Origin of the sequence: Acidovorax sp. SRB_14 (assembly GCF_012932145.1) — a bacterium.
GTDB lineage: Bacteria > Pseudomonadota > Gammaproteobacteria > Burkholderiales > Burkholderiaceae_C > Simplicispira.
This window is the reverse complement of record NZ_MWOK01000013.1, coordinates 23,091-35,084: the sequence shown is the minus strand read 5'-3', so window position 1 is coordinate 35,084 and position 11,994 is coordinate 23,091. Positions and strand designations below refer to the sequence as shown.

The window sequence follows — 11,994 nt, the reverse complement described above, 5'->3', positions numbered from 1 at the left end:
CGCCCGCGGTGGAAGCGGCACGGCAGCGCTGGCCATCCGCGCGCGGCGCGCGGATGGGGAATATGAGCGAAAAGTGGCTTGGGCGCTGATGAGTTCAGCGCATATAGCTATACAAACAGGAGCATCCACGTGTCCGACAAAGCCATCCTCACCTGCGCCATCACCGGCGTGCTGACCGACCCGGCGCAGCACCACGTGCCGGTCACGCCCGAACAGCTCGCGCACGAGGCGCGCCGCGCTGTGGACGCGGGCGCTGCGGTGGTGCATGTGCACTTCCGCCAGCAATCCGCCGGCCAGGGCCACCTGCCGAGCTGGGACCCGCAGGTGGCACTGGACTGCACGCAGGCCATGCGCGAGGCCTGCTCCGGCCTCATCGTCAACCAGAGCACCGGCGTGGTCGGGCCGCACACCCGGGGGCCGATCGACTGCCTGCGCGCCACGCGCCCCGAGATGGCGGCCTGCAACGCCGGCTCGCTCAACTACCTGAAGGTGCGCAGCAACGGCGCTTGGGCCTGGCCGCCGATGCTGTTCGACAACCCGCCGGCCAAGGTCCAGGACTTTCTGGACGCGATGGCCGAGACCGGCACCTTGCCCGAATTCGAGTGCTTCGACGTCGGCATCGTGCGCTGCGTCGAGATGTACGTGCAGACCGGCATGTACCGGGGCCTGCCCGCCTACAACTTCGTCATGGGCGTCGCGTCGGGCATGCCCGCCGACCCGGACCTGCTGCCGATCCTGCTCAAGCTCAAGATCCAGGACGCGCCGTGGCAGGCCACCGTGATCGGTCGGGCTGAAATCTGGCCCGTGCACCGCCGGGTGGCCGAGCTCGGCGGCCACCTGCGCAGCGGCCTCGAAGACACGTTCTACCTGCCCGACGGAACCCAGGTGCAGTCCAACGCGCCGCTGATCGCGCAGCTCGCCCAGTGCGCGCGCGAGGCCGGGCGCGCGGTCGCCACGCCGCAGGAGGCGCGGCAGATGCTGGGCCTGGCGCCCCAGCACACGGGCCAGGCAGGCGCCTGAGCCGTGCCGGCGCCTCAGGCCTGCAGGCGCTGGGGCAGCGGCCGTGGCCGGCCTTCGGTGTTGATCGCCACATAGGTCAGGCGCGCTTCGGTGACCTTGACGTACTCGCCGAGCGCGGCAAAGCGGCGCTCGGCGTAGACCTCGACTTCGACCGTGATGGAGGTGCGGCCGACGCGCGTGACATGGGAAAAGAACGACAGCAGATCGCCCACGCGCACCGGCTGCTTGAAGATGAATTCGTTCACCGCCACGGTCGCCATGCGGCCCTGGATGTAGCGCGCCGGCAGCACCGAGCCCGCCAGGTCCACCTGGGCCATCACCCAGCCGCCAAAGATGTCGCCATTGGCATTGCTGTCGCCGGGCATGGGAATCACCTTGAGTACCAACTCGTGTGGGCTGGGCAAGGCGGGCGCGGGAAGGGTCAGGAAATCGGGCATGGGCACAATCGAGGTCAAAGCAACCCTCGGAATTGTCCCTTATGCGCCACCACGGCGAGCTGTCCTCCGCCCCATCCCCTGAAAATTCCGCGTCCAAACGCTCCGACTGGGCGACGCTGTCGCGCCTGCTGCCCTACCTGTGGCAGTACAAGTGGCGCGTGGTCATCGCCATCGTCTTCATGGTCGGCGCCAAGCTCGCCAACGTGGGCGTGCCGGTGCTGCTCAAGAACCTGGTGGACGCCATGGCGCTCCAGCCCGGCGACCCGGCCGCCGTGCTGGTGGTGCCGGCGGGCCTGCTGCTGGCCTATGGGCTGTTGCGGCTGTCGACCTCGCTGTTCACCGAGCTGCGCGAGCTGGTGTTTTCTAAGGCCACGCAGGGCGCGGCGCGCTCGATCGCGCTGCAGACCTTCGAGCACCTGCACGCGCTCTCGCTGCGCTTTCACCTCGAGCGCCAGACCGGCGGCATGACGCGCGACATCGAGCGCGGCGTGCGCGGCATCGAGTCGCTGATCTCGTTCACGCTGTTCAACATCGGCGCCACGCTGATCGAAGTGTTCATGGTGCTGACCATCCTGGCCGTGCGCTTCGACGCCTGGTTCGCCTGGATCACGCTGGCCGCGCTGGCCTGCTACATCACTTTCACCGTGGTGCTGACCGAGTGGCGCACGCAGTTCCGCCGCCAGGCCAACGAGTTCGACTCGGCCGCGCACAGCAAGGCGGTCGATTCGCTGCTCAACTACGAGACCGTCAAGTACTTCAACAACGAAGCGTTCGAGGCCCGCCGCTACGACGAGAGCCTGCAGCGGCTGCGCACCGCGCGGCTGAAGGCGCAAACCTCGCTGTCGGCGCTCAACACCGGCCAGCAGCTGATCATCGGCGTCGGCCTGGTCGCCATGCTCTGGCGCGCCACGCAGGGCGTCGTCGACGGGCGCATGACGCTTGGCGACCTGGTCATGGTCAACGCCTTCATGATCCAGCTCTACATTCCGCTCAATTTCCTCGGCGTGATCTACCGCGAGATCAAGCAGAGCCTGACCGACCTCGACAAGATGTTCACGCTCATGGACCGCGAGCGCGAGGTGGCCGACGCGCCCGGCGCGCAGGCGCTCACGGGGCTCGCGCAGCCCACCGTGCGCTTCGAGGACGTGCACTTCGCCTACGATCCCGCGCGGCCGATCCTGCGCGGCATCAGCTTCGAGATCCCGGCCGGCAAGACCGTGGCCGTGGTCGGGCCGTCGGGCTCGGGCAAATCCACGCTGGCGCGGCTGCTTTTCCGCTTCTACGACATCCAGCAGGGCCGCATCACGATTGCCGGGCAGGAGATTCGCAGCGTGACGCAGGCCAGCGTGCGCCAGGCGATTGGCATCGTGCCGCAGGACACGGTGCTGTTCAACGACACCGTGGCCTACAACATCGCCTACGGCCGCCCGGGCGCAAGCCAGGCCGAGGTCGAGGCGGCCGCGCGCGCGGCGCGCATCCACGGCTTCATTGCCGCGACGCCGCTGGGCTACGCCACGCAGGTCGGCGAGCGCGGGCTCAAGCTCTCGGGCGGCGAGAAGCAGCGCGTGGCGATTGCGCGCACGCTGCTCAAGAACCCGCCGATCCTGATCTTCGACGAGGCCACCTCGGCCCTGGACAGCGCCAACGAGCGCGCCATCCAGGCCGAGCTGCAAAGCGCCGCGCACAACAAGACCACGCTGTTGATCGCGCACCGCCTGTCCACCGTGGTCGACGCGCACGAGATTCTGGTGATGGATGCCGGCCAGATCGTCGAGCGCGGCACGCACGCCCAGCTGCTGGCGCGCAACGGGCGCTATGCCAGCATGTGGGCGCTGCAGCAAAGCGGCGAGGCCGACGGCGGCAGCGCCGCGGGCGCTATGCCATTGATAGCTTCCGACGCTTGATGTCTAATGCTTTCAGGCATGAATGTGCCTGGAATGCTTTTGCGTTCAGCGCATGCAGCTATATAAAAAAGAGCGGCCGCTGTGGTACAAAAATCCTCCTTTCCTCTTCCCCAACGCACCGAGCACACACCTCCATGAGCACGCAGAAACCCCCCGTCGTCTACGGTACCGAAGACCTGTTGATCAGCCTGTGCAACTCGGTCACCCGCGTGCTCACGGTGGCCACCGAGAGCCATATCCACTATTCGGCCATGGTGCAGCGCATCACCAAGACCTGCCTGAAGCCCGACATTGGCTGTTTCGTGCTGTTTGACGGCGGCTTTTCGGGGCTGGTCATCATCAACTTCTCGGCCGCCGCGGCCATGGAGCTGTACGAGCGCTACATGCTCAGCATGGGCATGGCCAAGAGCGATCTGGCCAGCTCGTTCACCTCCGACGAGGTCGGCAACGTCATGGGCGAGCTGATGAACCAGGTGGTCGGCGACTTCACCGGCAAGGTGCGGCGCGAGCTGCAGACGCACATCACGCAGAACCAGCCCAAGATGCTGGCGCTGGGCAAGCAGGTGCAACTGAGCGTGGACGCCAACCTCGACCAGCCCGAGGCGCGGCGCGTGACCTTCTACACCGGCGCCAACCACATCTTCTACCTGGAGCTGGCGATCGACCGCACCGAGTTCATCAAGCTCTACGACTTCGAGCCGCAGGAAGTGCCCGACCCCGATGCGCTGATGGCGCAGGCGCACCGCGAGGCCGCCGCATCGCCTGCGCCCGCGCTGGCGGCGCCGCCCAGCGACACCGAAGAGCTGCTGCGCTCGCTGGGCATGTGAGGCGCCGGCGCGCAACCGGCATGCGCCAGGCGCGCGCATGAAAAAGCCCCGCGGCGCGGGGCTTCCAAGGCCGTCGTCGGACGCGCTCAGCGCTCAGCGCTTGCGCTCGGCGATCGACTTTTCTGCGAGGTTCACCAGGTCGGCGCCGATCGGGCCCTTCCACTTCTCGACCACGGGGCGCGTGGCCTTGACGAAGGCTTCGCGCTCGGCCGCGCTGAGCTGGGTCACGGTCACGCCGTGGCTGGCCACTTCCTTGAGCAGCGGCTTGTCGGCCTCGACCATGCCCTTGCGGGCAATCGCCACCTGCTCCTTGCCGGCGTCGATGGCGGCCTGTTTGACGATCTCGCGGTCGGCCGGGGTCCAGCTGTTCCAGATGTCCTTGTTGACGACGAAGACCAGCGGGTCGTTGATGTAGCCCCACATCGTCACGTGCTTTTGCGCCACGGTGTAGAGCTTGGCGGCCATGTAGACCGACATCGGGTTCTCCTGCCCGTCGACGGCGCTGCTGGCCATCGCGGGCTGCGCGTCGGCCCAGCTCATCTGCGTGGGGTTGGCGCCCAGCGCGGTGAAGGTGTCAAGGAACAGCGGCGAGCCGACGACGCGGATTTTCAGGCCCTTGAGGTCGGCCGGCGTCTTGATGGCGTGCTTGGAGTTGGAGATCTCGCGGTAGCCGTTCTCGCCCCAGGCGAGCGGCACCACGCCGGCCTTGTCCAGCGTCTGGAACAGGCTCTTGCCGACCGGGCCCTGCGTGAGCGCATCGGCGGCGGCGTAGTCGGGCATCAGGAAGGGCAGCGAGAACAGGTTGAGCTGCTTGACCTGGGGCGACCAGTTGATGGTCGAGCCGATCGCCATGTCGATCACGCCCTGGCGCAGCGCCGAGAATTCGCGCGTCTGGTCGCCCTGGATCAGCGAGACGCCGGGGTAGAGCTTGATGTTGATGCGGCCATTGGTGCGCTCGCGCACCTTGTTGGCCCAGAGTTCACCGCCCTTGCCCCAGGGGAAGGCGGTGCCCAGCACCAGCGACATGCGGTATTCGCTCTTGTAGGCGGTTTGTGCCAGGGCGGCAGGCGCGGTCAAGGCCAGTGCGGCCGCAGCGGCCACGGCGGTGGTGAGGAAGGTGCGCAGTTTCATGGGTTCTCCTTGCTATGAAAAAAGTAGCTTATGGCGCTTATCTGACGGGCTCTGCGGCCCGTTTTTATCAATAACCGAGTCGGGCGGGCAGCCACAGGGCCAGCGGCGGGAAGGCAATCACCAGCACCATGACGAGGAACATGGCGACCAGCATCCAGCCGACCCAGCGCACGGTGGACTCCATGCGCACGCCGGCGATGCGGCACGACACCATCAGGTTCACGGCCAGCGGCGGCGTGAACTGGCCCAGGGCCACCTTGAGCGTCAGGATCACGCCGAACCACACCGGGTCCCAGTGGTAGTGGTTCATGATCGGCAGCAGGAGCGGCACGAAGATCAGGAAGATCGAGATGCCGTCGAGGAACATGCCCACCGTGACCAGCAGCAGGATCAGCAGCGCGAGCACGCCGTATTCGCCCAGGCCCGAGTTCACGATGGCGTTGGCCACCGGGTCGATCACGCCGAGCGTGGACAGGGAATAGGCAAAGATGCCGGCCAGCGACACCACGATCAGGATCACGGCCGAGAGCTCGCCCGATTCGCGCAGGATGGGGAACAGGTCGCGCACGGCGATGGTGCGGTGGACCACCATGCCGACGAACAGGCCATAGAACACCGCGACCACGGCGGCCTCGGTCGGCGTGAACCAGCCCGCGCGCATGCCGCCCAGGATCAGCACCGGCGCGGCCAGGCCCCAGAGGGCTTCGCGCAGGCTTTTCCAGAACGGGGGGCGGGGCATGCTCGATTCGAGCGCGCCCATCTTGTGCTTGCGCGACATCCAGACGGCGGGAACGATCAGCGCAATGCCGGCCAGGATGCCCGGAATCATGCCGGCGGCAAACAGCGCGGGCACCGAAGCGCCCGGCACCAGCACCGAGTAGATGATGAAGGCGACCGACGGCGGGATCAGGATGTCGGTGGCCGCGGCGGCCCCCACCACGCTGGCCGAGAACGAGGGCGGGTAGCCGGCGCGCGACATGGCGGCGATCATCACGCCGCCCACGGCGGCCGCGTTCGCCGGGCCCGAACCCGAGATGCCGCCGAGGAACATGGCCACGGCAATCGCCACCAGCGGCAGCATGCCGGGACCGCGCCCGACGATGGCGACCGCGAAGTTCACCAGGCGCAGCGCCACGCCCGAGCGGTCGAAGATCGAGCCGACCAGCACGAACATCGGAATCGCCAGCAGCGGGTATTTGCCCAGGCCCGCATAGAAGTTCTGCGGCACGGCCAGCAGGCCGAACCACTGGCTGTCGGCATTGGCCAGCGCGATCGCGGCGGCGCCGGCCAGGCCGAGCGCGGCGCCAATCGGCACACCGACGAACATCATGGCCAGGAAGGCCACGAACAGCAGGGTGGCGATCATAGGGAGATGCTTTCGTGGTGCTCGGCGGGCGGGGCGCTGCGGCCACGGCGGATGAACAGGCCGATGGCGCGCCAGGTGATGAGCGCCGAGAGGACCGGCAGCCACACCGAATACCACCACTGCGGCACGCCGATGCCGGGCGAGGTCTCGCCAAAGCGGTAGTCGTCCCAGACCACGCGCACGCTCAGCACGGCGATCACGCCGAACAGCAGGGCCACCGTGAGGGCACCGAAGCGCGCCAGCAGTTTGCGGCGCGCGGCCGAGCCGCCTTCGGCGAAGTACTCGATGCGGATGTGCTGGTCGCGGGCCACGGCGGCGGAGCCGGCGACCAGGGCCAGGGCAATCATCAGGAAGACCGAGATTTCTTCGGTCCAGGCGAACGAGGTGTCGGTGAAGTAGCGCACCAGCACATTGGCGAACGTGATGAGGGCCAGGGCCGCCATGACGAGCACGGTGAGCCAGTCTTCGATGCGCAGCGAGCGCGGTTCGTCGCCGGACGGCGCGGCGGGGCCGGGGCGCTCAGCCTCGGGCCCGGGGTCTGCAGGAGAGGGCATGGGGACAGGAATCCAGGGAGTCAAACACGGCGGGTGGGTCGCGTTGCCCGTGGGTGTTGTGCACCGGGGGCCGGACGGTCGAGCTTGTGGCGCGGCGCCCATTATGCGGTGTGTATCCAGAGGTACGGCGGATGCGTGCGCCGCCGGGCGGCAGGTCGAACCCCGATAATGCGGCCATGGAAACCAAGTGGCTTGAAGACTTTGTGAGTTTGGCGGAAACGCGCAGCTTTAGCCGATCGGCGCAGCTGCGGCATGTGACGCAGCCGGCGTTCTCGCGCCGCATTCAGGCGCTCGAAGCCTGGGCCGGCACCGACTTGGTGGACCGCAGCTCGTACCCCACGCGCCTGACGCCCGCCGGGAAGACGCTTTACGACCAGTCGCTGGAGATGCTGCAGGCGCTGCAGAACACGCGCGCCACGCTGCGTGCCCACAGCACGTCCAGCCAGGACATGATCGAGTTCGCCGTGCCGCACACGCTGGCGTTCACTTTCTTTCCTGCATGGGTGTCGAGCCTGCGCGAGCAGTTCGGCCCGTTCAAGAGCCGGCTGATCGCGCTCAATGTGCACGACGCCGTGATGCGCCTGGTCGAGGGCAGCTGCGACCTGCTGATCACCTACCACCATGCCTCGCAGCCGTTCCAGCTCGACGCCAACCGCTATGAAATGGTCAGCCTGGGGCAGGAGGTGCTGGCGCCGTACGTCAAGGCCGACGCGCAGGGCCAGCCGCTCTACACGCTGCCCGGCCGCCCCGGCCAGCCGCTGCCCTACCTGGGCTATGCACCCGGCGCCTACCTGGGCCGCGTCACGGACCTGATCCTCAAGGAGTCGAGCACGCCCATCCACCTCGACCGCGTCTACGAGACCGACATGGCCGAGGGCCTCAAGGCCATGGCACTCGAAGGCCACGGCATCGCCTTCCTGCCGCACAGCGCGGTCAAGAAGGAGCTGCGTGCGCGCAAGCTGGTGCGCGCCGCGCCCCCCGGGTTGCAAGGGCTGGAGATGACCATGGACATCCGTGCCTGCCGCGAAAAACCCAGCGGTAAGGAGAGCGCCAAGAGCGCAGCCCAGGCGCTGTGGGCGTTCTTGCAGCAGCGCAATGCGCCGGCGCAGAACCTGCTGCACCCATGAAAAATGTGCGTGCCAGCGCGCGCCATGCGCATGGGAGCTGGCAGGCGCCGGCCCCTGCAGGCTGCCCGCAGCTAGGGGTGTGACCCGGGCCTTTTCTGGCGGGGCCGCTGGTATAAAGAGTGTCGATTGCCCGACCACCGCCACCGCACCACACCATGAACACACTGTATTGGAGACTTCTGCTGGCTCTAGCGATGGGCTCAGGTGCTGCCATGGCGTGCGCGCAAGGGGTGCTCGAGCGCGTGCAGGGCGGCGGCAAGATGGTGATCGCGCACCGCGAGTCGTCGGTGCCATTTTCCTACCTCGATCCGAAAAGCGCCAAACCCATCGGCTATGCCGTGGATCTGTGCCTGCACCTGGCCGAGACGGTGCGCCGGAAAACCGGCATGAAGGACATGGCGGTCGAGTTCGTGCAGGTCACGCCGGCGAACCGCGTCAGCGTGGTGGAGCAGGGCCAGGCCGATCTGGAGTGCGGCTCCACCACCAACAACGCCGAGCGCCGCCAGAAAGTGGCTTTCACGGTGCCGCATTTCATCACGGGCGCGCGCCTGCTCGTGCCTGCCGCCAGCAGCGCCACGCGCCTCGAAGACCTCGCGGGCAAGAAGATCGTGTCCACCAAGGGCACCACGCCGCTCAAGGCGGTGGACCAGGCCAACCGCGAACGCCTGATGGGGCTCACCATTCTGGAAGCCCCCGACCACGCACGCGCTGTGGAGATGGTGGAAAAGGGCGAGGCCGATGCCTTCGTCATGGACGACGTGCTGCTCTACGGACTGGCTGCGGGGCGGCCCGACCCGCAGGCACTCAAGGTGGTGGGTCGCTTCCTGACCACCGAGCCCTTGGCCATCATGCTGCCCAAGAACGACCCTGCGTTCAAGAAAGTGGTCGATGACGAGATGCGCCGCCTGGTCAACAGCCGCGAAATCTATGCCATGTATGACAAATGGTTTGCGCGACCGATTGCTCCCGCCAACCGCGCACTGAACCTGCCTGTGAGCTACCTGCTGCGGGACTTCTGGAAATACCCGACCGACCAGGTGCCGTTTTAAACTGCCTGGGCGCGTTGTGTGGGCCGTGCGCAGTGTTGGCAGGTTGTCAGCCTGTGCAGAGATGACTGCCTAGAATGATTCGTTTTGTTTCACTAATAAGTAAGGAGATACATATGAAGAAAAGTTTGCTCGCTTTCGCCGTGGTAGCCCTGGGCGCAGGCACTGCCTTTGCGCAGGCCAACGACACGCTGGCCAAGATCAAGTCCACTGGCAGCGTCACGCTCGGTGTGCGCGAGTCCTCGGGTCTCGGCTACACATTGGGCAATGGCAAGTACGTGGGCTTCCATACCGAAATGGGTGAGCGCGTTCTGGCCGATATCCAGAAGCAGTTGGGCCTGCCCAAGCTGGACATCAAGTACCAGCCCGTGACCTCGCAGAACCGCATTCCGCTAGTGCAAAACGGCACCGTGGACATCGAGTGCGGCTCCACCACCAACAACCTGGCACGCCAGAAGGACGTGGCCTTCGCCGTCACCACCTACGTCGAAGAGGTGCGCATTGCCGTGAACGCCAAGTCGGGCATCACCGGCATCAAGGACCTGAACGGCAAGACCATCGTCACGACCACGGGCACGACCTCGGTGCAGACCCTGCGCAAGAACAAGCGCGCCGATGGCCTGACCTTCAAGGAAGTCATGGGCAAGGACCACGCCGACAGCTTCCTGATGCTGGAAACCGGCCGGGCCGACGCCTTCATCATGGACGGCTCGATCCTGGCCGCCAACATCTCCAAGTCCAAGAATCCTTCGGACTACAAGATCGTCGGCGAAGTGCTGTCGGTCGAGCCGATCGCCTGCATGATCCGCAAGGACGACCCGGCTTTCAAGAAGGCCGTCGACGACTCCATCAAGCGCCAGATCGCCGATGGCAGCCTGGGCAAGCTTTATGACCGCTGGTTCATGCAGCCGATTCCTCCAGCCAACGTGAAGGTCGGCCTGCCGCTGTCCGAGGCCACCAAGGACGCATGGGCCCACCCGAACGACAAGCCGATGGAATCCTACGAAGTCAAGTAAGCCCCCGCGCTTCGTGCCGCCCCTTCTGCCAGCCGGTGGGAAGGGGCGTTTTTTGTTGCAGGGCAGGTGGGATATCGGCTCTGTCCTATGAACTGAAGAATAGAGGGGTGCTCCTATGAGTTGGGATTGGCAGGTGTTCTGCCAGGACACCATTACCCAAGAGGTGGAGAAAAGCTGCTTCGGCAAGAACGGCGAAATCACCTACCTCGACTGGATGCTGTCGGCCTGGGGCTGGACCGTGTCCGTGTCGCTGCTGTCGCTGGTGATCGCCCTGGTGATTGGCGCACTGGTCGGCACCTTGCGCACCCTGCCGGACCGGCCCTGGGTCGTGCGCCTGGGCAATGCCTGGGTGGAGTTGTTTCGCAACATTCCGCTGCTGGTGCATATTTTTGTCTGGTACCACGTGGTGCCCTCGATCTTTCCGGCGATGAAGTCGCTGCCGGGCTTTGTGCTCGTGGTACTGGCGCTGGGCTTTTTTACCTCGGCACGCATTGCCGAACAGGTGCGCGCAGGCATTCAGGCCCTGCCGCGCGGGCAGCGCTATGCGGGCATGGCGGTGGGTTTCACCACCTTCCAGTGCTACCGCTACGTGCTGCTGCCGATGGCGTTTCGCATCATCATTCCGCCGCTGACCAGCGAGACCATGAACATGTTCAAGAACTCGTCCGTGGCCTTTGCGGTCTCGGTCGCCGAGCTGACCATGTTTGCCATGCAGGCGCAGGAAGAGACATCGCGCGGCATCGAGGTGTACCTGGCCGTCACGGCCCTGTACGTGGTCTCGGCGTTTGCGATCAACCGCATCATGGCCTTCATCGAAAAGCGTGCGCGCGTGCCAGGCATGATTGCCGCCGGCGGGGCAGGGGGGCACTGACATGAACCTGAACCTTGACTGGTCCTTCTACAACTGGACCCTGATCAGCGATTTCGTGATCAAGGGGTTGTATTTCAGCGTCGTGTTGACGGTGATCGCCACCATCGGCGGCGTGCTGTTTGGCACTGTGCTGGCGCTGATGCGCCTGTCGGGCAAGAAGTGGCTGGACGTGCCAGCCGCCATCTATGTCAATGGCATGCGCTCGATTCCGCTGGTGATGGTGATCCTGTGGTTCTTCCTGTTGGTGCCGCTGGTGATCGGCCGGCCGATCGGCGCCGAGGTCTCGGCCATCGTCACCTTCGTGGCATTCGAGGCCGCGTACTTCAGTGAAATCATGCGCGCGGGCATCCAGTCCATTTCGCGCGGCCAGGTGTTTGCCGGTCAGGCCATGGGCATGACCTATGGCCAGAACATGCGCCTGGTGGTGCTGCCGCAGGCGTTTCGCAACATGCTGCCGGTGCTGCTGACGCAGACCATCATCCTGTTCCAGGACACCTCGCTGGTGTACGCCATCGGTGCCTACGACATGCTCAAGGGCTTCGAGATCGCGGGCAAGAACTTCGGCCGCCCGATCGAGGCCTATCTGGCCGCGGCCGTGACCTATTTCGTGCTGTGCTATTCGCTGTCGTGGATGGTCAAGCGCCTGCACAAGAAGATCGCCATCATCCGCTGATGCGCGTCGCTCGAAGATTTGA

12 protein-coding genes are annotated in these 11,994 nt (G+C 65.9%); 8 read left to right on the top strand and 4 right to left on the bottom strand.

Annotation, left to right across the window (positions count from 1 at the left end):
* Window positions 1-129 precede the first annotated feature (129 nt).
* Window positions 130-1,020, top strand: coding sequence for a 3-keto-5-aminohexanoate cleavage protein (locus B2J86_RS11615; RefSeq protein ID WP_173025645.1), 891 nt, complete (start codon window positions 130-132; stop codon window positions 1,018-1,020).
* Between the two features lie 14 nt (window positions 1,021-1,034).
* Here B2J86_RS11615 and B2J86_RS11610 read toward each other — a convergent pair whose 3' ends face one another.
* The gene (locus B2J86_RS11610) at window positions 1,035-1,457 is read right to left on the bottom strand and encodes an acyl-CoA thioesterase (RefSeq protein ID WP_169636035.1); all 423 of its coding nucleotides are present in this window, start codon (window positions 1,455-1,457) and stop codon (window positions 1,035-1,037) included.
* A gap of 41 nt (window positions 1,458-1,498) precedes the next feature.
* Between B2J86_RS11610 and B2J86_RS11605 the strand changes: the two genes are divergently transcribed.
* Together B2J86_RS11605 and B2J86_RS11600 are read left to right on the top strand one after the other, a co-directional pair.
* Window positions 1,499-3,361: an ABC transporter ATP-binding protein/permease gene (locus tag B2J86_RS11605; protein WP_169636034.1), complete on the top strand. Its 1,863-nt coding sequence runs from the start codon at window positions 1,499-1,501 to the stop codon at window positions 3,359-3,361.
* 134 nt (window positions 3,362-3,495) lie between these two features.
* Entirely contained in the window at window positions 3,496-4,188 is a 693-nt protein-coding gene (locus B2J86_RS11600) for a DUF3334 family protein (RefSeq protein WP_173025644.1), read from the top strand.
* A gap of 93 nt (window positions 4,189-4,281) precedes the next feature.
* Here the strand turns inward: B2J86_RS11600 and B2J86_RS11595 are convergent, their stop codons facing one another.
* The 3 genes from B2J86_RS11595 to B2J86_RS11585 form a co-directional block, all read right to left on the bottom strand.
* Window positions 4,282-5,319, bottom strand: a complete 1,038-nt coding sequence (locus B2J86_RS11595; RefSeq protein ID WP_173025643.1) for a DctP family TRAP transporter solute-binding subunit — start codon at window positions 5,317-5,319, stop codon at window positions 4,282-4,284.
* 67 nt (window positions 5,320-5,386) lie between these two features.
* On the bottom strand, window positions 5,387-6,685 hold the full coding sequence (locus tag B2J86_RS11590; protein WP_169167984.1) for a TRAP transporter large permease: 1,299 nt from the start codon (window positions 6,683-6,685) through the stop codon (window positions 5,387-5,389).
* The gene (locus tag B2J86_RS11585) at window positions 6,682-7,239 is read right to left on the bottom strand and encodes a TRAP transporter small permease (RefSeq protein WP_169167985.1); all 558 of its coding nucleotides are present in this window, start codon (window positions 7,237-7,239) and stop codon (window positions 6,682-6,684) included. The genes B2J86_RS11590 and B2J86_RS11585 overlap by 4 nt, the downstream gene beginning before the upstream one ends.
* A 176-nt stretch (window positions 7,240-7,415) precedes the next feature.
* Between B2J86_RS11585 and B2J86_RS11580 the strand changes: the two genes are divergently transcribed.
* The 5 genes from B2J86_RS11580 to B2J86_RS11560 all read left to right on the top strand — a co-directional run bounded on the left by B2J86_RS11580 (window position 7,416) and on the right by B2J86_RS11560 (window position 11,972).
* Window positions 7,416-8,366 carry a LysR substrate-binding domain-containing protein gene (locus tag B2J86_RS11580; protein WP_169167986.1) on the top strand — a complete coding sequence of 317 codons (951 nt, stop codon included), beginning with the start codon at window positions 7,416-7,418 and terminating at the stop codon, window positions 8,364-8,366.
* 194 nt (window positions 8,367-8,560) lie between these two features.
* Window positions 8,561-9,415, top strand: a complete 855-nt coding sequence (locus tag B2J86_RS11575) for an amino acid ABC transporter substrate-binding protein (protein ID WP_254068077.1) — start codon at window positions 8,561-8,563, stop codon at window positions 9,413-9,415.
* Between the two features lie 113 nt (window positions 9,416-9,528).
* Entirely contained in the window at window positions 9,529-10,428 is a 900-nt protein-coding gene (locus B2J86_RS11570; RefSeq protein WP_169167988.1) for a transporter substrate-binding domain-containing protein, read from the top strand.
* A gap of 115 nt (window positions 10,429-10,543) precedes the next feature.
* The gene (locus B2J86_RS11565; protein WP_173025642.1) at window positions 10,544-11,299 is read left to right on the top strand and encodes an amino acid ABC transporter permease; all 756 of its coding nucleotides are present in this window, start codon (window positions 10,544-10,546) and stop codon (window positions 11,297-11,299) included.
* Window position 11,300: 1 nt separating this feature from the next.
* Window positions 11,301-11,972 (top strand): amino acid ABC transporter permease, encoded by a 672-nt coding sequence (locus B2J86_RS11560; protein ID WP_173025641.1) that lies wholly within the window; start codon window positions 11,301-11,303, stop codon window positions 11,970-11,972.
* Window positions 11,973-11,994 lie beyond the last annotated feature (22 nt).